Raw genomic sequence first — 22,288 nt, 5'->3', positions numbered from 1 at the left:
GGTGGTGCCTTGACGTTACTGCTCGTCGCGCCCAGCGCACGCAGACGATCCAATCCCGTTGGGAAAAACTCTGGTTCTTGAGCCGTGAATTTTTCGCGCTCTCGCGTGCCCATTGCCGGGGTGCTGGTCGTTTGACTATTGTTTGCGAATGTGCGGGTTCCGTGTGCCCCAGACTTTTTGGTTTGCCATCCATCAGGTCTGTCGCCAGTGCCCCAAACCCTCTCCGTCATCAGCACCGCCATCCCCTCGAGCCTGGGGCTGCCCGCATTGGTGCCCGTGCGGCTGGCCGGCCGCGAAGGCGTGAACGGCCTCTTCGCGTACGAACTCATCCTCAAGACGCCCGATGCGCTGAATCTCGGTGCGAGCGGCGCGGCCGATTTCAACCTCGACGGCTTCATCGGGCAAGCAATTACCTGCGTGATCGAGCTGGATGGCTCTGGCGAGCTGTTGGCCGGAACCGTTGGCGCCAGCACCTACGGGACCGGTGCCGGAACACGACAAATCAGCGGCATCGTGACGGATGCCGTCATGGAAGGCGAAGCAGGCCGCCATGTGGTCTACCGCTTCGTCATTCGTCCCTGGCTGCACCTGGCGACCCTGAATTGCGACTGCAAGATCTACCAGGACCAGACAGTCGTCAAAACGCTCGATCAGGTGTTGGGCAATTATTCGTTCCCCGTGGAAAAGAGGTTGTACGACACCTATCCGATGCGCGACTACTGCGTGCAATGGAACGAGAGCAACTTCGAGTTCTTCGAGCGCCTGTGCCAGGAGTACGGCATCAACTACCACTTCGAGCACAGCGATGGCGCCCATCGCTTGGTTCTGTCGGATGCGATGGCGGCCTACCGAGAATGCCCCAGCGCCGCCTACGCGAACGTCGAATTCCATACCCCTGGCTACAAGACCGACGCCGAATACATCCATCGCTTCGCGGCGCACAACCAACTCACCAGTGGTGCCTACGTCACCAGAGACTACGACTACACACGCAGCAGGGCCCGGCTGATCGGTCAGAACAGTGCACCGCGTCCGACGAGCCACGCCAACGGCGAGGTGTACCAGTACCACGCAAGTGTCGGCGGCAGTCATTTCGTGCAACCGGAGGCCGGGGGCACGGGCCCCAACGATCCGTCCACCGAAGGTCGTGCCTTCGCCCGGTTGCGCATGGAGCACCTGCGCACCCACGGCGCCCGCGCAGATGCCGCAGGCAACTTGCGTGGCATGGTGCCGGGCTGCACGTTTCGCATGCAAAAGCACCCGCGCGAAAGTGCGAACGCCGAATACCTGATCCTGCATACGGACTTCGTGATCGAAGACGTCGGGCAAGACAGTCAGGTCAAGGAGGCCACCCCTGGCCGTTCGCAAAACTGGAAGGTGAGTGTCGACTTCACGGCGCACCCGGTCAAAGAAGAGTTGCGCCCCGCGCTCACCCGCCCCAAGCCCAAGACGGGTGGTCCGCAGAATGCGGTTGTCGTCGGCCCCGCCGGCCAGAACATCTGGACCGACGAATACGGCCGCATCAAGGTCCAGTTTCCGTGGGACCGCGACGGCCAGTTCGATCAGAACAGTTCCTGCAAGGTGCGCGTGAGCGAGGCATGGGCAGGCAACCAGCTCGGCGCAATGCATCTCCCCCGCATTGGACAAGAGGTCGTCATCGACTTCTTCGGTGGCGACCCCGACCTGCCCATCTGCACAGGCCGTGTCTACAACCAGATGAACATGCCGCCGTACAAGCTGCCTGAACAGGCAGCGCTTTCCGGGTTTCGCTCGCGAGAACTTGTCGGCGGTGGCGGCAACAGTTCTGCGGGGCGCAGCAATCAGGTGGTTCTGGACGACACGGCCGGGGAAATTCAAGTCCAGCTCAAGAGCGATCACCAGTCCAGTTCGTTGAGCCTGGGCTCCATCACCCGCGTCGAAGACAACGCCGGGCGCAAGGACCGGCGCGGCCAAGGCTACGAGCTGCGCACCGATGGCCATGGTGTCATGCGCGCAGCCGACGGCATGCTCATCACCACCGAAGCCCGCATGGAGGCCGCAGGTCATGCCAAAGACCTGGGCGACGCCGTCCCGCGCCTCGCGCTGGCCCGCGATCTGATCGAAGGCCAATCCGATGCGGCCCGTACCAGCAAGGCCCAGATCAAAGGTGATCAGGATGCGGTCGCCAAGGCCCTCAAGAAACAGAACGACACCATCAAGGGCAGTGGCGGCAATCCACAGGAAGGACGATTTCCGGAACTGGTCGACCCCCATCTGGTGCTTGCCAGCCCGAGTGGCATCGCTGTTACCTCGGGTGGCTCCACGCACATCGCCAGCGTCGAACACACACAAATCACCAGTTCCGCGCACACCAGCATCAACAGCGGCGGCAGCCTGATCGCGGTTGCGCTGGAGGCGTTCAAGGTCTACGCCATGCAAAACGGCATGGAAGTGATTGCAGCCCAGGCCGACATCGAGATCAAGGCACTTGAGAACTCCATCAAGATGCACGCCAAAGACAAGATCGAGCTGACCGCCGACATCATCAACATCACGGCCAAGACCAGGCTGACCATCAATGGCGGGAGCAGCTACGGCGAATACAGCGCGGGCAGCATCACCAAGGGGACCGCCGGCAAGTACACCAACCACGCCGGCGTTCACAGCTACGTTGCGGGCGACTCCAAGCCCACCCGGCCCGTGAACGACAAGGCGTGTGCCACCAAGGAAAACGCTGCCGACAACGGCGGTAACTCGGTGTCGCGCTGATGATCGGCGACGCTGATGCAGAAGGGCAAAAGGCCCACAGCGAAAAACTGATCGATGCGCTGATGCAGGGCTGGGGTGCTCTGACCGCGCTTTCGCCCAAGGCGTCCGAAGACACATCCAGGAGCAGAAAAGAGCCGCTTCCCCAGCGGGCCTACCTGTTGTTCAACCGCTGGGACGGAAACCCACTGGCGCAAGAACTGTGCGAGCAATTTCCCCAATGGGCGCGCGACCGCGTCAGCGTGCCCGACAGCTGCTTCGAATACCGCGAAGAGCGCGCACCCTGCCTGCTGGAGTTGCCCGAGGAGTTGGTTGTCCCCGTCCCGGGATTCAAGACTCGAGACCTGCTCGCATGGTTGGCGCATTGCCTGAAGTTCGCTTCGCAGCAGGTGAACGAGCGCGTCACCAAACAGGACTTCTGCGGTGTGGTCATCAGCCATGAATCGGCGCAGGCCATCACCCGGCATTGGGTTGGCCTGGGCGACCAGCGGCCTCCCTACAAAGAAGAGAGCGTGCTGTTTCGCTATCAGGACTCGCGCGTCATGCAGCGTGTCTGGCCCGCGCTGAGTCCCTTGCAGCAAAGCCGGTGGCTTGGCCCGGTCACGCAATGGTGGTCGCTGATGCAACCCTGGGGGCCGTTCAGCGGCAGGCCTGAGCCTGCCCAATGGTTTTGTGCCAAGGCGCCGGTGCTTCCCTACGGAACGCAGGCGGGCGGATCGCCGCGCGATCTGTTCGACGAAACGCAATGGTTTCTCTCGGGTGTCTCGCCGGATGCCAACTCGATCTGGCGCAGCTATGCCAGGCACGACATACCGCCCGAGGCCCAGCCTGATCCAGACAGCCTGCAGCAAATGCTGGTCGATGCCGCGCGCATGGATCTGAAAGGCCTTGATCTTGAAGACTATGTCTGGATCACCTGGATGCATGCCCCCAAAGAAGGCCCTGCGCGCGCCATCGACTGGCGCCTGCCGCATCTGGCACCGACCTTGAGCCGGATCGAAGACCAACTGCGCGATCGGCCCGATGCCAGTTTTTCGATGGTTCTGAACCAGATCATCCAGCCTCAAAAAAGATAAGCCATGGCCTGCAAGAACCCCTGCGATCAATGCGCCCAAACCGGACTGCCGATTCTGTTCACGCGCTACGGCGCAGCCTACAGCGCCACCGACAAAGGCGCGGCGGCGCTGGACAAGCTCAAGCCCGGTGGAAATCTAAAAAACCAGCCAGGCGGCGTTGCGCTCCAGACCGCGAAATACAACGTGCGCATGCTGCGCGCGGGTTACTTGTACATCCGGATCGAAACCAACTGCCGGCGCCCTGCATGGTTCGGCTACGCCGTGCATTCGCATGGCTACCTGACCCGATTCGACGTCGATCACCCCAAAGAAGCCGAAGGCCTTGCCGCTTGCAGTCCGCAGGAATGGGGTGCCAACAGAAGCCTTGTATGGATCAAGGGCGCCAAGGATGTCACGAAGCTGAACTACCTGTTCCACCCCGACCCGATGGACCCCGATCACTTGAGCAAGGTCATCGACAGCGACCTGGACAAGTACACACAAAGCTTCGACGTAGCCAGCTGGGCCAACGGCAGCAAGGCCGCGCCCGACACCGCGGTGCCCCGCCCGGACCCCAATGGCTGGAGCGTGGCCGAATTCAAAGCGCTGAAGGACGAAGCCGTGCGCGATGCGCTGGAGCCCCAGTTGTACGGCCTGATGGGCAGCAATGCGATGGAGCGTGGGTGGGGCGACTATGAGAACAAGCGCTTTGTGGAGAGGGATCACTATCTGATCACGGGCGAACACGCCGGAAAAATCACAGTTGAAGAAACCTCGCTGGTCAAACAGCTCGACTACGCCGGCGCACACGGCAAGCGCCTGCAAAACATTGCCAAATTCCTGACCGACAAGGGTGGAGCGGTCGTCGCATGCGATGACGCCATCGGCATTGCGCAAGAGCTGGGACACCTGCAGGCCGAAGCGCAAATCGTCTATAGCCATTGGCAGGCGTCCAGTGCCACGGGGCATCACAAGGACGTGAGCAACGAATGGGTGTTTCAGACGGCCGTCGGGGCGCAGGGGTTGATCGCACTCGCGCAACAAGGCGCCGTCGCGCGCGTTGACCGGGGCTTCGCGGAGTCGGCACGCATCCATGCGCCGCTGCCGCGCGACCCCTTGGAGGCCGCCAAGGAAAGTGCACGCCGGACCGCAGCGCGCACGGCCAACTACCAGCGCGAACTGAGCAACGCCCAGTCAGCCGTGCAGAGCACCTGCAGCCAATGGTTCGACCAGGCCGCGGCACGTGACATCCTGCAGGAGCAAAAGGTACGGCAGGGGCAAGCGCAAGACAGAGTGGCGGCACTGGGTCGCGATCAGAGCAAATGGGTGTTCGGCAGCCTGTTGCTCGCGGCCCTGGGCCGTTTCAGCAATCAGGACGGCAAGATCGACAAACCCGGCGGCGGCGCCGCATTGAGCCTGCAGCTCGCTCAGTGCCTGGCAGGCCTGGAAACGCATGAGGCCGGCCGTCAGGCGCTGCTGGCAATGAATCCGTGGGGCGGCAGCCTGCTGTCGCGCCTGCTGTGCTTCAACAGCGTCACCCTTCAGGCGGCCTACAAGAGCCTGGAAAACGCCAAGCCCCCGGTTGTGGTGACTCCGGCGGCCGAGCCCGAAGCCGCCATGGCCGACACATTGGCGACAAACCTTAAATTGATGGCGGGGCGCCTGGCCTTGGGCGACAAGGCACTGGGCTTCATTGAAGAAGCGCAAAACCCCGACGCGCCTGCGATGCTGCGCAAGGCGGCCTGGGTCGGCCACGTGTTCTCCCTGCTCTCGGCGCGCGCCGCGACCGGCATCAGCGGCTGGAAAGCGTCGCAACTGGAGGCACGGATGGTGCAGCACTTGGCCTTGGCCGGCATGAGCACCCTGGGCAGCACCGTGCACAAAGCGGTGGCGCAACTGCAGAGCGACGTTGCGGAGAACGCCAAGCGCATTGCGCTGCGCGCCAAGAAGCTGGAGTCCATTGCCGATCCGGCCACCCGCGCCGGTAAGGTCGCGGCGCTGGAGCGCGCACGCAGTGCGGCCCCTGGCACACGTACCGCGATGTTGGGTGCGCTGATGGACCTGGGCGCCGCCATCATCAAGGGCAATCAGCTGGGCACCAAGCTCGATGCGCGCAGCGCCTTTGATCTTTCGGGCCAATTGCTGCAAGGCATCGGCAGCCTGTATGACTGGCGCGCCAAGGCGTATGACGAAACGATCTACAAGGGGGTGAAGGGGTACGACGCCTACAAGTACCCGGCACTTATCGAAGGGTTGGACAGCATCAAGGCGCTTCATCTCAAGAGCCTGCGGATGACGGCGTTCAAGTTCCTGGGGCCGGCGGCGATGTTTTCGGTGGTGTTGGATGGGGTGGATGCGTGGAAGTCGTACCAGCGAGGCAGTAGCGGCCTGTTTGCTGCGCAAGTGGCAAGCGTTGCTGGAACCATCTTCACCATCCTAGGCACTGGCGCGGCGATTTTTGGTGTTGAAAGCAGCGCCTGGGCCGCGGCCGCGGCGACCTTGGGCTTGGCGGGCGCGGTGTTAGCAATTGGCAGCACGATTTTCGTGCTGCTATTGAGTGAGGAAAAGTGGATCACCTGGCTGCGCGATATTCCCCTGAACAAACAACGCAAGGGCAAGAAGCCAATACACGACAACTTGCGGGATACGCTGCAAGAGTTCGCCAATGCCAAGAGTGAATTGCAATCTGTTTGAGTAAAAACCCATGTTCGTTCGAGAAAACAGCTACGCGGTAGCACGAAAAAAATCCATCGAGAAGGGCCGGGCCCATATCAACCTTGAAGGCCAGAAGCAATGGCCGATCAACCGCTCAGGCGCAAGGGGAGTCACGATCCCCAATGGCTCTGCCTTCGCGCAGAACGAGGCCTATCTGGAGTTGTGCAATTCCGGGTGGAATTTGCAGTGGCGCGCAGGGATTGGGAATCCCTATGTGATCTTGCCAGCGCTGCTTATTGTTTGGATGTGGTACGGGCTTGCGGTACATCCGCTTCTCTTCGGGGAAATCATTTTTTTCTTTGTTATCGGCGATGAGGTCCCGAATACTATTCTTTGGCTTGGCTGGCTTCTGCTATTTCCCATGGCCGCAGCCTCCGCCTTCATGATCTTCGCTTGGTTCTACTACATGGGCATGCGCACCTGCTTCTTCACTTTTGCACGAGGTCGCATCCGCTTCAATCGGCTCACACGCAAGGTGTATGTGCTGCGTCCCAAGTACTGCGGAGGCAACGCGGTGTTCGAGTGGGATCGACTGGTCGCACTGTTCGAGCCCGAGGGCACCAGCGCTGGAGCCAAGCAGACCATCAAGGCCCTGGCCCTGTACCACCCGCCTTTCGACGCAACCGACCCTACGGCCCAAGGCGAAGACTGCCTGTTCGCAGGCCCCGCCGTCACCGGTCCCAGCGGCGCAGCCCACTTGTGGGAATACATCCGCCAATACATGGAAACCGGGCCCACCATCGACCGCATTCCGCCCGATGCACCAGCTAACTTTAAAGGCATCGCGCGCTACCTGCACCCGGACTACACCACCTACTGCGGTCTGCCCAGCAGCCGCCAGTACAGGCAGGAGTGCAGACCCGGCTTCATGGAAACCTTCTTTCACATGAGCAGCCAGATCACTTGCAGTTGGCCGCGTTTCCCAAAGGAATGGCAAAGCGACAGCGGCATGGGCGAGCCCGAGGACAGACCCGTGCAAACGGGGGCCGTGATGACGGCGCTGGTCTACCGCGCCAGGGGGCAGTTGAGCAAGGACGAAGAAGTGGAATTGATGGAGCGCTATGGCACCGCCGAGGCATTGGCTGCAGCGCAGGCGCGGAGGGATTGATGCCGCTTCGCAAAGAGTTCGCGCTCGCTGCTTACAACCACTTCGAGCAGGCCGCCCAGCGCCTTGCCGCAGCAGGCGCTCCCAAGCCCCAGCCCAAGCCTCTCCTGACGAGTGAACAGATCCTCTCCCGCCAGTCCCCTCAGCCCGACCGTTTGGTGGCCGTTCAGGCTGCCCGCGTCCCTCTGATCGAGGCGGCCCGGCCGCTGCTGCTGGCCCTGGTTCACATGGCCAGGCAGTTCGACGCAGCGCACGCCGGTACCTTGCACCGCGATCTGGTGCGCGAGGTCGGCAGCTTCCAGTCCGTGTGCGCGGATGCTTTTATCCGCAAGGAGTACATCACCGGCGCGAGCTACATGCTGTGCACCGCGCTCGATGAAGCGGCGGGCCTGTCCGTCTGGGCGACAGACGCCACCACTGGCGTCAACACCTGGACCGGACGACTGCTGGCGGTTCAGTTTCATGGCGACGGCAGAGGCGGCGAGAACGTTTTCAAGTTCATGGCGAACCTGCTCAAGAGACCAGCCGAACACGTCGACGTGCTGGAGCTGCTGCTGATCGTCATCGCACTGGGGTTCGAAGGCGCGTATCGCAGAGCCACCAATGGCAAGCGCGTTCTCGACGACATCCGTCATACCCTCTTTTCAACGGTGCGTTCTTGCCGGGGCGACGGCATGCACCGGGCGCATTGGAACGTGATCGAGAGCTTGCTGTGGGGCCAAGTGCTGCCCGGCGAGCTGGCGGACACTGCGCAGGCGCTGTTTCAATGAGCGCGAACCAGATCATCAAGAAGCACGACAAGTGGCGCAGAGGCGCGGGCTGAGCACATGCCGGTGCCCTCGAAGGCGACGCGGGCGCGCGAAGCAGTCGCCGCCTGAGCTGGCGAGACGAATTCAGCCGCGGCGCGCGGCGAAGCTGCACGCCACCGCCCTATAGAAAGAAGGAGACAGCACCCCGCATTCGTCGCTTTGGACGATGCACCCCCACCGCCCCCGCGCCAAGATGCCTCCCAACAAAGGAGACAGACCATGGCAGGTCCATTGCAAGGCCTTCGGGTGATCGAGATGGCGGGCATCGGCCCCGGCCCGTTCTGCGCGATGCTCTTCGCCGACATGGGCGCGGAGGTCGTCCGCATCGAGCGCCCCGGCACGCGCACCGCGCCCTACGACATCCTCGCGCGCGGTCGCAGCACGCTGCAGATCGACCTGCGCGCGGAAGGCGCGGCCGAGAACGTGCTCGACGCCATCGCCAAGGCCGACGTGCTCATCGAAGGCTTTCGTCCCGGCGTGATGGAGCGCCTGGGCCTCGGCCCGGCAGAGTGCCATGCGCGCAACCCGCGTCTGGTCTACGGCCGCATGACCGGCTGGGGTCAGCACGGCCCGCTTTCGCATGCGGCGGGCCACGACATCAACTACATCGCCATCAGCGGCGCGCTGCACGCCATCGGCCGCGCGGGCGAGCCGCCGGTGCCGCCGCTCAACTACGTGGGCGACTTCGGCGGCGGCGCGATGCTGCTGGCCTTCGGCATCCTGGCCGCGCTGCATGAAGCCAAGGGCTCGGGTCAGGGCCAGGTGGTCGATGCCGCGATGACCGACGGCGCGGCGCTGCTGTCTTCGATGATGTACGGCTTCAAGTCGGCCGGCATGTGGAGCAACCAGCGCGGCGAGAACATGCTCGACGGCGGCGCGCACTTCTACGACACCTATGCCTGTGCCGATGGCAAGTACGTGGCCGTGGGCGCCATCGAGCCGCAGTTCTATGCGCTGCTGCGCGAGCGCTGCGGCATCGCCGACGACACCGCCTTCGACGCGCAGATGGACGCCGACCGCTGGCCGCTGCTCAAGCTGCGCATGGCCGACCTGTTCCGCACCCGCACGCGCGACGAATGGTGCGTGCTGCTCGAAGGCAGCGACGCCTGCTTCGCCCCCGTGCTCGACTGGGACGAGGCCCCCGCGCACCCGCACAACGTGGCGCGCGGCACCTTTGCGAACGTCGGCGGCGTGGTGCAGCCCGCGCCCGCGCCGCGCTTCAGCCGCACCGCGCCCGTGATGCCGCCCGCCACCGCCCACGACAACGGCGAGGCCATGCTGCGCCGCTGGGGCGCGACGATCGCGCCCGTCGCGGCTGGCTGAGCGCGCCTCCACAAAACAACCAAAAAGGAAAACTCCCATGCCCATCGACTTCCGCCGCTCCTGGAGCGATGAAGACCTCGAGCTCTACCGCGACAACGTGGTGCGCTTCGTCGAAACCGAAGTGCTCCCGCACGATGAAGAGGCCCGCAAGCGCGGCCACGTCGGCCACGAGGTCTGGCGCAAGGCCGGCGCGCTCGGCCTCCTGTGCGCCGACATCCCCGACGACTACGGCGGCGCCGGCGGCGACTTCCGCCACGAGGCCGTGGTGTACGAAGAGATGTCGCGCCGCGGGCTCACCGGCATGGCGACCTCGGTGCACGCCATCGTCGCGCACTACGTCCTCAACCACGGCACCGAGGAACAGAAGCAGCGCTACCTGCCCCGCATGGCGAGCGGCGAGCTGATCGGCGCCATCGCCATGACCGAACCCGGCGCCGGCTCCGACCTGCAGGGCGTGCGCACCCGCGCCGAGAAAAAAGACGGCGGCTACCTCATCAACGGATCGAAGACCTTCATCACCAACGGCTACCTCGCCGGCCTGGTGCTGGTGGTGTGCAAGACCGACCCGGCGCAAGGCGCCAAGGGCACCTCGATCCTCATCGTCGAGACCGAAGGCTGCGAGGGCTTTCGCGTGGGCCGCGTGCTCGACAAGATCGGCATGAAGGCGCAGGACACCTCCGAGCTTTTCTTCGACGATGTGCGCGTGAGCGCCGATGCGCTGCTCGGCGGCCAGGAGGGGCAGGGCTTCTTCCAGTTGATGAGCGACCTGCCCTACGAGCGCACCATCATCGGCGTGACCGCGCTCGCCGCCATGGAGGGTGCCTACGAAGCCACGCTCGACTACGTGCGCGACCGCAAGGCCTTCGGCAAGCCGATTGCCGAGTTCCAGAACACCAAGTTCAAGCTCGCCGAAATCGCCACGCAGATCAAGGTGGGCCGCGCCTTCATCGACCGCTGCGTCGAAGACCTCGTCGCCGGCCGGCTCGACACCGCCACCGCCTCCATGGCCAAGCTCTGGGGCACCGAGGCGCAGGGCCGCGTGATGGACGAATGCCTGCAGCTCTTCGGCGGCTACGGCTACATGAACGAATACATGGTTGCGCGCATGTACGCCGATGCGCGGGTGCAGCGCATCTACGGCGGCACCAACGAGATCATGAAAGAGGTGATTTCACGGGCGCTGTGAACGCCCGGTGGCTGATCAACTAACTAACTAAGTCAGCCGACGGATCTCGGCCCGCGCGATCTCGCGGTGGTGGTACGAGGGCGAGATGCCGATGAAACGCGTATAGCGCTCCACCGCCGCCACGGTGTTGCCCGTGTCTTCCAGCTCCAGCGCTTCGAGCATGAACTGGGTGAAGAGCTTGTTGGCGTCGGCCTCCCGGTCGGACGCCGCGAGCGTCTTGGGTCGCAGCTCGGGATGCTCCGCGAAGATCTTGCGCTGCACCTCCATCACCTCGAGGAGCGCCCGGCCGATGCTCTCGATGTTCTCGGAGGTCGGCTCCAGCTGGGTCTCGCGCACCTCCGTGGCCGCCTGGTCGAGCAGATGCGAAGCCACCCGCAGCAGCTGATGAAGGGGTTTGAGGTTCGTCATGGCCGGGCCGTCTGGCCGCCGGCCCTGCGTGCAAGAAAGAGGTCGGGCGACGACGATGCGTGTTGCTGCTCGGCTTCCTTCAGTTTTTCGGCGAGCTGGCGCTCGCGCTCGGCAATGGCGAGGCTCTTGGCCATGTCGTGGCCGTGCTCCTTCACCGAGAAAGCCTTGCACACGCTGCCCTTGCCCGCGGTGAACGTGGTCGCCAGCCAGTAGCCGGGATGGCCCGCGTTGGGCATCTTGAACTGCACCCCGCTCACGCCGCTGGAGTTGGTGCTGCGGGTGATTTCGGATTTCGAGCGCTTGGAAACGCGCGGCCCCGGCGGCTGCAGCGTCAGGCCCTGGCGGATCGCCTCTTCGGCCGGATGCAGCCGCGCCAGGCCCGACATGCGTTCCAGTTGCTTTTCGCGCTCCTCGATGGCGAGCGCCAGCGCCCCGCTGCCCACCGCATCGACCGGAAAGTCGGTGCGAAGGATCTCGTCCTGCCCGATGTAGGTTTTTGCGACCCACGCTCGCACCCGGCCGCCGGACGCGACCTGGCAGAAGACGCCGGAGACGCCCGTCGTGTTGTTGGCCCGCAGTTTTTCGGCCCGCGTGCGCCGCGCCACCGGCGGCACGCTGCGCACTACGGCGTCGCGCCAGTCCTGCGCCTGCAGCAGCGCCTGCTCGAGGCCGCCGTAGCTGGCCTTGCCGAACTGCCGGTAGTAACGGATGCCGTTGCGCACGAGCGAGACTTCAAAGCCCCAGGGGCGAGGGGCGATGCCGTACATGGCGGCGGGGTTGGGGATACCTCTGGGCATTTCGGACGCGCTGCTTTGTTCAGCATTTCTGCTGGGGGCTCCCTGGCGGGCTGGGCTGTTCTGTCAGCCATGCTAGGGATTGCGCGGGGGTGGCGGTATCACCGATTTCCGTAGTCCTGAGGCGACTGGACGGAAGGCCGGGGGTGCTCGCCGACAGCGGGCAGCCTCGCGGCAACGCTGTGCCATGGCGGCGAGGGGGGTGACGGGGCGCTGGAACTACCGAATCACGCCCAGCCGTCGCGCAATCGCCACAGCCTGCGTTCGACTCTTCGCATCCAGCTTCATATTGATATTCCGCAGGTGCGTGCGCACCGTGCTGTCCGACACGAACAATTTCTCCGCCATCGCATTGTTCGAATACCCCTCCGCCAGCAACTGCAGCACCCGGATCTCCTTGCGCGTCAGCGGCTCCTTGATTGCATCGCCAGCAGCCGGCGCCGTTTCCGCATCGACCGCCGCCATCGGCCCCATCGCCTGCAGGAGCCGCTGCAGATAGTCCGCAAAAATCGGATCACCGCGCGTCGAGGGAGCAGACGAAGCAGCCACCTCCTGCGCCGCCGCATTCGCATACCGCTGCACCAGCATGCCCACAGCCGGCCCTTCATCGAGGATCAGCCGCATGAAGCCTTCCTGGCTCGCCGTCTGCAGCACGGCGCTGATCTCATCGATCGCGGCAGCGACATCGCCGGCGCGCTGCAACGCCATCGCGCGCAGAACGCGCAGCTTGAGCACACGGCGATAACGGTTCGAGGCGATGGCCGCGTGCATCTCGGCATCGAGCGCCGTCAGCGCCGCGCGCGCATCGCCGAATGCAATCTCCCAGCGCGCCTTCGCCAGCGCCAGGTAGTCGAGGTCGTGCGCGGGCAGCCGTTGCCGACGTTCGCGTTCCCACAGCTCGGGATCGTCCGCACGCAACAACTCATCGCGTGACGCGGGCCCGTTGCCCTGCAGCAGCAGCATGCGCGAGCGCTCCAGCTTCGCACCGGCCACCACGCGCGGCAGTTGCCGGTGGTGACCGAGGTACTCGAGTTCGGTCAGCGCCTGCACGGCCGCGTCGATGTCGCCCGCATGGAACGCGATGCGCGAGCGCATCACATGGCTCAGGATCATGTGGTCCGGCAGCCCCACGTCGCGTGCGAGCGGCAGGTACACATTCAGCAGGTGGTCGGCCTGCGGCAACTGGTTCGATTCGTACACCACGCCGGCATACAGCACGCCGGCCCAGGCGTTGCCGTGGCTGTGGTTGTAGGACACGGCATGCGTCGTATCGACTGCCATGCGCAGCCGCGCGGTCGCCTGCCGCAGCCGGCCTTCGTGCAGGTCGAACAGGCCCGCCAGCGACTCGGTGTACATGCGGTTGAAGGTGCTGTTCCCTTGCTCCCGCCGCGCGGCATCGAGGAGGCGCTGCGCCTCGCGCTGGTCGCCGCGCACGGCGAGGATGTGCGCCATCGCATTGAGCAGCACGCTGTCGGCAAAGGGCAGCCCGGTGGGCAGCCGCGCAAGGCTGGTGCGGCCCACTTCATACGCCTCGTCGTGCCGGTCCTGCATCGCGAGCAGCAGCGGCACGAGCGTGTGCGCGCTCGCGCGCACTTCGGGAATCTCGCTGTCGATGCAGCCCGATTGCTCGAGCATCTGCATCGCCTCCCACGGCCCGTGCGTGAAGCAGGTGGCCCACAGCGCGATGGGCTGCAAAAACGGGTGCGCGCGCAGCTGGTGTTCCGGAATGGCGGAGAACCAGCGCGCGAGCATGCGCATGCGGCCCTGTTCGAGGAACTGCCCCGCGTAGCTGTCGAGCAGCGTCAACGCATGCGGATGGTCGCCGCCTTCGATCGCGTGGTCGATGGCGGGCACGGGCCGGTCCTGCGATTCGTACCAGCCCGAGGCCGCGAGGTGCAGCCGCTCGATCTCGCCGGGGTGGTCTCGCGCCAGCTGGGCGCGCAGGAAGTCGGCGAACAGGCTGTGATAGCGCCACGCGCGGCCGTCGCCGCTCACCGGCGTCAAAAAAAGGTTGGCCGCGGCCAGTTGTTCCAGGATGGCCGCGCAGTCGATGCGCGGGTTGAGCGCCTGGCACACCGAGGCATCGAGCTGCCGAAGGATGCTGGTGCGCAGCAGGAAGTCGCGAATCTCCTTGGGCTGGTGTGCGAGCACGTCTTCGGCCAGGTACTCGGCCACGGCGCGGTCGGAGCCCGAGAAGCGCTCGACAAAGCCGGTCTCGGTGCCGTGCCGCTCCAGCGCCATCGACGCGAGCCAGATGGCGGCCACCCAGCCTTCGGTCTTGCGGTGCAGTTGCGAGAGCAGGTCGGCCGGCAGCGTCTGCAAGCCTTGCGATGTCTGCGATGCATGGGCCTGCCGCAAGCCGAAGAAGGCGCTGGTTTCCTCCAGCGTGAAGCGCAGGCGGTCGGTGTCGATCTCCATCAGCTGGCCGCGCGCGCGCAGCCGCCCCAGGCTGAGGTCGGGCAGGCTGCGCGAGCCGATCACGATCTGCCCGCGGCGCGGCAGCTGCTCGATGATCTCGCGCACGAGGCCGAGCACGGCGGGCTCCTGCACCACCTCGAAGTCGTCCAGAAAGAGCGTGAAGGGCGCGTCGTGCGCGGCCAGCGCGGCGACGGCGTCGAAGGGGCCGTTGGCGCGGGGCTCTTCCACGCCCAGGCGCTGCGCGGCCTCGGCCAGGCAGTTGAGAAAGCGCGAGACGTCGTTGTCGGCACGGTCCAGCGTGAGCCAGGCGGTGGCGGTGCCTTGCGCTTCCATGCGCTCGCGGATCTGCGCCATGGCGGTGGTCTTGCCGAAGCCGGCGGGTGCGCGCACCAGCACCAGCTTGACGCCGGCCGCCGCGACCTCCTGGCCGATGGTGGTGCGCGGCACCTGCGTGACGACGAACGCCGGCGGGTTCAGCTTGGTCTCGAGAATCCGGGGAGAGGGCGGCGGTGGAGAAGCAGGAGAAGGCATCGCAAACGGGGAGTGAGCGCCTTGAAATTCCGTCGCTTCCGACGATTCCGGCGGTCGATTCTGCGGCCTAAAGTCGCTTTCAGACAATCCATCCGGAGACAAGCCAAGATGCAACTCGATGCCAGTATTTCCGCCGTCGTGACCGGCGGCGCCTCGGGCCTGGGCGCCGCCACCGCGCGCCGCCTGGCCAGCCACGGCGTGAAGGTCGCGCTGTTCGACCTCAACGCGGAGCAGGGCGAGGCGCTCGCGAAGGAACTGGGCGGCGTGTTCTGCAAGGTCGACGTCACCTCCGAAGAGCAGGTCGACGCGGCCTTCGCCAAGGCCCGCGCGGCGCACGGGCAGGAGCGGGTGCTGGTCAACTGCGCGGGCACCGGCAATGCGGTGAAGACCGCGAGCCGCGACAAGGCGACGGGCGAGATCAAGCACTTTCCGCTCGCCAACTTCGATCGCATCATCCAGATCAACCTCGTGGGCACCTTCCGCTGCATCGCCAAGTCGGCGGCCGGCATGCTCACGCTCGACATGCTGCAGGACGGCGAGCGCGGCGCCATCGTCAACACGGCCTCGGTGGCCGCGCAGGACGGGCAGATGGGGCAGGCGGCCTACACCGCGTCGAAGGCCGGCATCGTCGGCATGACACTGCCGATTGCGCGCGACCTGATGAGCGAGGGCATCCGCGTGAACACCATCCTGCCGGGCATCTTCGATACGCCGCTTTTGCAGGGCGCACCCGACAACGTGAAGGCGGCGCTCGCGGCCTCGGTGCCGTTCCCCAAGCGCCTGGGCAATCCGGCGGAATACGCGACGCTGGCCGAGCTGATGATCACCAACGGCTACTTCAACGGCGAGAGCGTGCGGCTGGATGGCGCAATCCGCATGGCGCCGCGCTAAGACAATTTCTCGCAATCAACAGGAGACCCCCATGCCCGAAGCCTATATCGTCGCCGCCGCCCGCACCGCAGGCGGCCGCCGCAACGGACGCCTGTCCGGCTGGCACCCCGCCGACCTCGCCGCACAGGTGCTCAACGCGCTGGTCGAGCGCACCGATGTCGACCCTGCGCAGGTCGAGGACGTCATCATGGGCTGCGTCGGCCAGGTCGGCGAGCAGGCTTCGAACATCGCGCGCAATGCGGTGCTGGCCTCGCGGCTGCCCGAGTCGGTGCCGGCCACTTCTGTCGACCGGCAGTGCGGCTCGTCGCAGCAGGCGCTGCACTTCGCGGCGCAGGCCGTGATGTCGGGCAGCATGGACATCGTGATCGCCGCCGGCGTCGAGAGCATGACGCGCGTGCCCATGGGCACGCCGAACATCCTGCCGATGAAGAACGGCCTGGGCTTCTACGTGAGCCCGCTGATGCAGAAGCGCTACCCCGACATCCAGTTCAGCCAGTTCACCGGCGCCGAGATGATCGCGAAGAACTACGGCATCGAGAAAACCGAGCTCGACGCCTACGCGCTGCGCAGCCATCGCAACGCCATCGCCGCGACGAAGGCGGGCCTCTTCGATGCCGAGATCGTGCCCGTGGCCGCTCGCATGAACGACGGCACCGAGCCGGCCGATCTGCACACCACCGACGAAGGCATCCGCTACGACGCCACGCTGGAGAGCATCGCCGGCGTGAAGCTGATCGCCGAAGGCGGCCGCTGCACCGCGGCCAGCGCGAGTCAGATCTGCGACGGCGCTAGCGGCGTGATGGTGGTGAACGAGCGCGGGCTCAAGGCGCTGGGCGTGAAGCCGCTCGCGCGCATCCACCACATGAGCGTGATGGGGCACGACCCGGTGATCATGCTGGAGGCGCCGCTGCCCGCAACGCAACGCGCCTTGAAGAAGGCCGGCATGAAGATCGAGGACATCGACCTGTACGAGGTCAACGAAGCCTTCGCGCCGGTGCCATTGGCCTGGCTGCAGACACTGGGCGCCGACCCGGACCGCCTGAACGTCAACGGCGGCGCGATCGCGCTGGGGCACCCGCTGGGCGCCTCGGGCACCAAGCTGATGACCACGCTCGTCCACGCGCTCGCGCAGCGCGGCAAGCGCTATGGGCTGCAGACGATGTGCGAAGGCGGCGGCATGGCGAACGTGACGATCATCGAGCGGCTCTGAGGCTGCCGGGCGCCCGCACGGTCTCGAGAATCCGTGCCGCGTCCTGCGTCGGGGGCAGGCCGAACGCGCGGGCGTACTCGCGGCTGAACTGCGTTGGGCTCTGGTAGCCCACGTCGAACGCGGCGGCGGTGACGTTCCTGCCGCCCGCGATGAGCAACATGCGCGCCTGCAGCAGGCGAATGCGCTTCTGGAACTGCAGCGGGCTCATCGCGGTCACCGTCTTGAAATGGCGGTGGAAGGCGGACGGGCTCATCGCGGTTTTCTCGGCCAGCGTGTCGATGCGCAGCGGCTTGGCGAAGTCGCGCCGTATCCACTGGATGGCGAGACCGATGCGCGCGAGCGCGGTGTCGGGGTTCGCGATGTCGCGCAGCATCCAGCCGTGCGGGCCCTGCAGCACCCTGTAGAGAATCTCGCGCTCGTAGGCGGGCGCCAGCGCCGGGATGTCGTCCGGCCGCGTCATGAGCCGCAGCATGCGGACCCAGGCATCCATCAATTCGGCCGACACGGCGGCCACCGAGAAGCCGGCCTGGTGCTCGCCTGCATCGGCAGGTTTGGGCAGGTCGATCAGCAAGGCGGAAACCACGGCGGGATCGAGCGTCAGGCTGACGGCGAGATACGGCTCGCCCGAGGCAGACGGCCGCACCGTGCCGACCGCGGGCAGGTCGATGGACATCACGAAATAGGTCGCGGGGTCGTAGTGCAGCGTGCGGTCTCCCACCGTCATCGACTTGCTGCCCTGCAGGATGAGATTGACCATCGGGTCGTAGACGGCAGCCAGTTCGTGTTCGGGGATCGCGCCCTTGACCATGGCCACGCGCGGGATGCCGGTCTCGGTGCGCCGGTTGGCGGCGCCCGCAGCGAGCGCGCGCAGTTCGTTCAGCTGATCTTTCATTGCCGTGCATCTAACCGCAGCGCGATGCATTGCACAAGTCACCGGGCAGGCCATCGGGCAGGAATAGGCAGGCTTGAGGCAAGAACAGGCATGCCGCGTCGGGGGGCGATCGATATCGTCAGTGCACACCTCAACACACGAAAGAAAGACATGAGCGTCATCGTCATCACCGGCGGCAGCCGAGGCATCGGAGCCAGCACCGCGGTCGAATGCGCACAGCGCGGGATGGGCGTCATCCTCACCTACAAGAGCAATCCGGCGGCGGCCGATGCCGTCGTCCGGCGCATCGAGGCTGCGGGCGGCAAGGCCGTGGCGCTTGCGCTCGACGTGGCCGATGCGCAGAGCTTCGGCGCGTTCCGCGACACGGTGCGGCATGCGCTGAAGACGACATGGGGCGCCACGACGCTGCACGGCCTGGTCAACAACGCGGGCTACGGGCTCTACAACCCCATCGAGACGGTCACGCCCGCGGAGTTCGACGGCCTCATGAACGTCCACTTGAAGGGGCCGTTCTTTCTCACGCAGGCACTGTTGCCGCTGATGGCGCAGGGCGCGAGCATCGTGAACCTCACCAGCGCCACGACGCGCGTGGCCACCGCGGGCGTCGCGCCCTACGCGGCATTCAAGGGCGGGCTCGAAGTGCTGACGCGCTACATGGCCAAGGAGTTCGGCGAGCGGCGCATCCGCGCCAATGCCGTGTCCCCCGGCGCGATACGCACCGAGCTGGGCGGCGGGTTGACCAGCGAGTTCGAGGCCCTGCTTGCATCGCAGACCGCGCTTGGCCGCGTCGGCGAGCCGGAGGAAGTCGGCCGGGTCATCGCCCACCTGCTGTCCGGCGAGAGCGGCTGGGTCAACGCGCAGTCGATCGAGGTCACGGGCGGCTACGCTGTCTGAACCCAGGGAGCGCCACGGTTTCGTCTGCAAGAGTTGGCAGCACCGCCGTGAAGTGACTCCGGGTACCGGCGTGGCTCAGTCTTCAAACGCCAGCCCCGCCCGCGGCGCATCGGGCACCTGCTCGTCGAGCGACTGCCGGTATCGCACGCAGCCCCGCATGAACTGCGGCCAGTCGGGCACGATGAAACGCGGGTCGCGTTTGTCGGGCAGCAGCGCCCAGAGATCGGGGTGGTGCCAGCAGAGTTCGTGGCCGCTCGAATCCCTGTGCTGACGGATCGCGGCGCGCAGCTTGCGGACTTCCGCGATCAGCGCTTCGCGGGTGAGTGCGTCGAGGTCTTCATCCATCGAATGAACCTCCGTGGATGTGGGCAAGCCGCCACTGTTGGCCGAAATCCTGTCCGACGCAAGCAAGCAAGCGGACGTCGCCGGTTCCGCTCAAGCACTCAGGCCTGCCAGGCCTTCAGCGCGGCCCGCAGGCACTCCTCGAAACCCCGCTCGACGCGCGACGGATTCACCGACTCGATGCCCAGCGCCTCGTGCGTGACGCCGTGCTCGCCCGAGCGCTGGTCGTAGGAAGACACGTGGTGCACCTGCCGTGTCGCCGCGAAGGCGCGCAGCGTGAAGACCGACTCGCGCGAAGCGAGGTCTTCAAGCCTCGCACCGGTGACCGGCGAGAAGCGCACCGAGATGTAGGGCTTGTAGGGGTTGGCCAGGTCGTCGTCGACGAGCGCATCGTGCCGCGAGGCGACGAGGTCCGCGACGAACGCATCGAGCAGCGGCCTCACGCCTGCTTCGACCCGCGCCTTGAACTCCGAGAGAAACGCTTCGCGGGCGACCTGCGTGTTGACGGCGGCCGCCGCCTTGCTGGCGGCACGCGCGGCGATCGCGGCCTTGTGTTCTTCGATTGCTTTTTTGACCAGCGACATGGGGGTGCTTCGGGTGTCTGCGTACGCGTTCGCCCGAAGTGCCGGGTGCTCGGCTCAGGATCGGGGGCGGGAGGGGCCCGGGAGATTCTTCAATGCAGAAAAATCGGGCGCGGCGACTGTAACGGCGCAACCTGGCCGTCCCCTGCGCAAAGGAAAAAAGTATCGCGTGACGATACCGAAGGTAGCAGTCAGGGGCGCGGTTAGAGGGGTTTGCGCGCGATATGGATCGCCACGATGCCGAGCGACAGCCGCTCGAACGCCACGTCCGCGAACCCCATCTCCCGGAGTTCGGCGGCAAGCCCTTCGGCCGTGGGGAAATCCTGGATGCCCTTGAGCAGGTAGCGGTAGGCCGAGGCATCGCCGCCGGTCGCGGCCCACCCGATGACGGGCATGCACACGGCCATGTAGCCGAGGTAGGCGCGGTGAAGCCAGCGCACCGAAATGTTGGATGCCTCCAGCGCGATGAAGCGGCCGCCCGGCTTCAGCACGCGGAGCGCTTCGCGCAACGCCAGCTTGCGCTCGCAGATCTTGAGGCCCAGCGAGATGGAATAGAGGTCGACGCTGTTGTCCGCGATGTCCGGCATCGCATGTGCATCGATCACCCGGAACTCGACCGGCACCTTCAACTGCGTGGCACGACGGCGTGCGATCGCGAGCATCTGCGGGCTGATGTCCGTGGCGACGATCTTCTGGCCGGATTGCAGGCCTTTGCGCTGCGCCACCTTCAGGACGACATCGCCCGTGCCTGCCGCGACGTCGAGGAGATCGGTCCACGGCTCCTGCGTGATCAGCGCCGCGACTCGCCGCTTCCACAGCCGATGAATGCCGAAGCTGAAGAGATCCGAGAGAAGGTCATAGCGTCCGGCGATGCGGCCGAACACGTCGTCTTCCTGGGTGTGAAAGTCGGCTGCGTTGTTCATGGGCTCATGCGCTCCGGGTGAACAGTCGGAACGGCGAACTCAACAAGCATCCCAGCCAGAGTGATGCGAGCCCATCCGATGCCTTGTCGTGCCAGCCGTGCTTGTCGTCCCACAGCAGCGTGTCGTCCTCGATCTGCACGCTCCACTTGGCATCGGCGAGCACTTCGCGGCGAATCCGGTTGAGGCAATCGACCCAGTGGCGCGCGCCCTTGTGCATGGCGAAGGGCTTGTTGTCGGGGAGGGCTGTTGCGCCCGAGAGCACCTCTTCGCCGCTGAGATGGGAGGTTTCGTAGAGGGTGAAGCTTTCCCAGTTGAGGCCTTTGCCCGTGTGGTCGTAGCGCTCGATCTCGGCGGTGATGTCGAACGATTGCACGATCGCGTCGATGCGCTGCACCTCGCTGGGGGTCAGGGGCGTGTCCCGCTTGGCGGTGTAGTAGATGCTGAAGCCCATGGTGCGATGCCCTGAGTGCTGGTGGTCCGCCGCGGATGGGCGTTAGTGGGCGGATTCTGCCGCAGGGTCATGTCTCACCCTTGGGCTGGTCGGACCGATCGCCGCTACCTGATGCGCGCACCGCTCGCAAGCACGATCCCCGGCACCACCAGCGCCAACGCCAGCACCACCGCCGCCGTGATGGGCTCGCCCATGAAGCAGGCCGCGCCGAGCGTGGTCAGCACAGGCACGGCGGCGGCCGACAGCGAGGCGCGGGCCGCGCCGAGGTGCGAGATGGCCACCGCGTAGATCACCAGGCCGAGCGTGCCGGCGACCACGCCTTGTCCCACGGCCTGCAGCGCCACATCGGGCCAGGGCGCGCTGAGCAGCCGCGGCATGCCCGTGAACCACAGCAGCGGCAGCAGCAACAGCGTCGACCAGCCGTTGACGAAGGCCGCACCTTGCCACGGTGTCAGGCCGCAATGCCCGAAGGCGAGCGAGTAGACGGCCCAGAGCATCGCGGCCGCGAGAAAGAGCAGATCGCCTTGCCAGCTCAGCGAGCCCGGCCGGAAGCTGCCCACCGCAAAGAGCGCCATGCCGAGGGCGATGCAGACAAGCCCGATCAATCGAAAGCCTTGCACCTTCTCTCCCTTGTGGATGCGCGCGCCGATGGCCGTGAAGAGCGGCAAGCTGCCCGCCAGGAAGATGCCCATGTGACTGGCCGGCGCCCACTGCGCGCCGGCGAGCACCAGCAGCCCGAAGGGCAGTCCACCGCCGATGACCAGCAGCACGAGCGCTGTGCGTGGTGCCTTGGGCAAGCCTCGCTCCTTGCCGAACAGGAGGGGGCAGAGCAACAGCGCCGGTATGCCGTAGCGCAGCAGCGCGATGTCCAGCGGGCCGAGTGTGGTGGTGACGCCGTGGCGCGAGATGAGTTGCCAGGCGCTGCCCACGAGTGCCGCGGCGAGTGCGGCGAAAAAGCCGATGGGAAGGTTGCGATCCATCGGGCGAGTCTCGCGACGGCCCGGCGCGAAAGCTA

The 22,288-nt window shown here is 65.7% G+C and carries 19 protein-coding genes; 10 read left to right on the top strand and 9 right to left on the bottom strand.

Annotation, left to right across the window (positions count from 1 at the left end):
• The first annotated feature begins 207 nt into the window (after nt 1-207).
• From NU688_RS27100 to NU688_RS27070, 7 genes are all read left to right on the top strand, one after another.
• Nucleotides 208-2,748, top strand: coding sequence for a type VI secretion system Vgr family protein (locus NU688_RS27100; RefSeq protein WP_257863957.1), 2,541 nt, complete (start codon nt 208-210; stop codon nt 2,746-2,748).
• Nucleotides 2,748-3,821, top strand: a complete 1,074-nt coding sequence (locus NU688_RS27095) for a DUF4123 domain-containing protein (protein WP_257863956.1) — start codon at nt 2,748-2,750, stop codon at nt 3,819-3,821. The genes NU688_RS27100 and NU688_RS27095 overlap by 1 nt, the downstream gene beginning before the upstream one ends.
• A gap of 3 nt (nt 3,822-3,824) precedes the next feature.
• On the top strand, nt 3,825-6,494 hold the full coding sequence (locus tag NU688_RS27090; protein WP_257863955.1) for a T6SS effector BTH_I2691 family protein: 2,670 nt from the start codon (nt 3,825-3,827) through the stop codon (nt 6,492-6,494).
• Nucleotides 6,495-6,504: 10 nt separating this feature from the next.
• The gene (locus tag NU688_RS27085) at nt 6,505-7,623 is read left to right on the top strand and encodes a hypothetical protein (RefSeq protein ID WP_257863954.1); all 1,119 of its coding nucleotides are present in this window, start codon (nt 6,505-6,507) and stop codon (nt 7,621-7,623) included.
• A complete protein-coding gene (icmH, locus tag NU688_RS27080) occupies nt 7,623-8,390 on the top strand; it encodes a type IVB secretion system protein IcmH/DotU (protein ID WP_257863953.1) in 768 nt (255 codons plus the stop codon). The genes NU688_RS27085 and icmH overlap by 1 nt, the downstream gene beginning before the upstream one ends.
• Before the next feature lie 258 nt (nt 8,391-8,648).
• Nucleotides 8,649-9,752, top strand: a complete 1,104-nt coding sequence (locus tag NU688_RS27075) for a CaiB/BaiF CoA-transferase family protein (protein ID WP_257863952.1) — start codon at nt 8,649-8,651, stop codon at nt 9,750-9,752.
• A gap of 37 nt (nt 9,753-9,789) precedes the next feature.
• Nucleotides 9,790-10,938, top strand: coding sequence for an acyl-CoA dehydrogenase family protein (locus NU688_RS27070; RefSeq protein WP_257863951.1), 1,149 nt, complete (start codon nt 9,790-9,792; stop codon nt 10,936-10,938).
• Nucleotides 10,939-10,965: 27 nt separating this feature from the next.
• On the opposite strand, the gene NU688_RS27065 is transcribed toward NU688_RS27070, so the two are convergent.
• The 3 genes from NU688_RS27065 to NU688_RS27055 form a co-directional block, all read right to left on the bottom strand.
• Complete coding sequence (locus tag NU688_RS27065; RefSeq protein WP_257863950.1) at nt 10,966-11,346, bottom strand: hypothetical protein; 381 nt, start codon at nt 11,344-11,346, stop codon at nt 10,966-10,968.
• A complete protein-coding gene (locus NU688_RS27060) occupies nt 11,343-12,143 on the bottom strand; it encodes an AP2 domain-containing protein (protein ID WP_257863949.1) in 801 nt (266 codons plus the stop codon). The genes NU688_RS27065 and NU688_RS27060 overlap by 4 nt, the downstream gene beginning before the upstream one ends.
• Nucleotides 12,144-12,359: 216 nt before the next feature.
• The gene (locus NU688_RS27055) at nt 12,360-15,089 is read right to left on the bottom strand and encodes a LuxR C-terminal-related transcriptional regulator (protein WP_257863948.1); all 2,730 of its coding nucleotides are present in this window, start codon (nt 15,087-15,089) and stop codon (nt 12,360-12,362) included.
• Between the two features lie 108 nt (nt 15,090-15,197).
• Here NU688_RS27055 and NU688_RS27050 point away from each other — a divergent pair, with 108 nt between their 5' ends.
• The gene (locus tag NU688_RS27050; RefSeq protein WP_206175684.1) at nt 15,198-15,980 is read left to right on the top strand and encodes an SDR family NAD(P)-dependent oxidoreductase; all 783 of its coding nucleotides are present in this window, start codon (nt 15,198-15,200) and stop codon (nt 15,978-15,980) included.
• Between the two features lie 31 nt (nt 15,981-16,011).
• Complete coding sequence (locus tag NU688_RS27045) at nt 16,012-17,190, top strand: acetyl-CoA C-acetyltransferase (RefSeq protein WP_257863947.1); 1,179 nt, start codon at nt 16,012-16,014, stop codon at nt 17,188-17,190.
• On the opposite strand, the gene NU688_RS27040 is transcribed toward NU688_RS27045, so the two are convergent.
• Nucleotides 17,174-18,082: an AraC family transcriptional regulator gene (locus tag NU688_RS27040; protein ID WP_257863946.1), complete on the bottom strand. Its 909-nt coding sequence runs from the start codon at nt 18,080-18,082 to the stop codon at nt 17,174-17,176. The genes NU688_RS27045 and NU688_RS27040 overlap by 17 nt on opposite strands.
• Before the next feature lie 150 nt (nt 18,083-18,232).
• On the opposite strand from NU688_RS27040, the gene NU688_RS27035 reads away from it, so the two are divergent.
• Nucleotides 18,233-18,976, top strand: coding sequence for an SDR family NAD(P)-dependent oxidoreductase (locus NU688_RS27035; RefSeq protein ID WP_257863945.1), 744 nt, complete (start codon nt 18,233-18,235; stop codon nt 18,974-18,976).
• A 75-nt stretch (nt 18,977-19,051) separates the two neighbouring features.
• Here NU688_RS27035 and NU688_RS27030 read toward each other — a convergent pair whose 3' ends face one another.
• The 5 genes from NU688_RS27030 to NU688_RS27010 all read right to left on the bottom strand — a co-directional run bounded on the left by NU688_RS27030 (nt 19,052) and on the right by NU688_RS27010 (nt 22,253).
• Nucleotides 19,052-19,321, bottom strand: coding sequence for a hypothetical protein (locus NU688_RS27030; protein WP_257863944.1), 270 nt, complete (start codon nt 19,319-19,321; stop codon nt 19,052-19,054).
• Between the two features lie 98 nt (nt 19,322-19,419).
• Nucleotides 19,420-19,902: a hypothetical protein gene (locus NU688_RS27025; protein ID WP_257863943.1), complete on the bottom strand. Its 483-nt coding sequence runs from the start codon at nt 19,900-19,902 to the stop codon at nt 19,420-19,422.
• 200 nt (nt 19,903-20,102) lie between these two features.
• The gene (locus NU688_RS27020) at nt 20,103-20,822 is read right to left on the bottom strand and encodes a ubiquinone/menaquinone biosynthesis methyltransferase (protein ID WP_257863942.1); all 720 of its coding nucleotides are present in this window, start codon (nt 20,820-20,822) and stop codon (nt 20,103-20,105) included.
• Between the two features lie 4 nt (nt 20,823-20,826).
• A complete protein-coding gene (locus tag NU688_RS27015) occupies nt 20,827-21,273 on the bottom strand; it encodes a hypothetical protein (RefSeq protein ID WP_257863941.1) in 447 nt (148 codons plus the stop codon).
• Between the two features lie 104 nt (nt 21,274-21,377).
• A complete protein-coding gene (locus NU688_RS27010) occupies nt 21,378-22,253 on the bottom strand; it encodes a DMT family transporter (protein ID WP_257863940.1) in 876 nt (291 codons plus the stop codon).
• Nucleotides 22,254-22,288: the final 35 nt, after the last annotated feature.

Source organism: Variovorax sp. ZS18.2.2, from assembly GCF_024701975.1.
In the GTDB taxonomy this organism is placed as follows: Bacteria; Pseudomonadota; Gammaproteobacteria; order Burkholderiales; family Burkholderiaceae_C; genus Variovorax.
The sequence above is the reverse complement of the archived record's forward strand: the minus strand, read 5'-3'. Positions and strand labels throughout refer to the sequence as shown.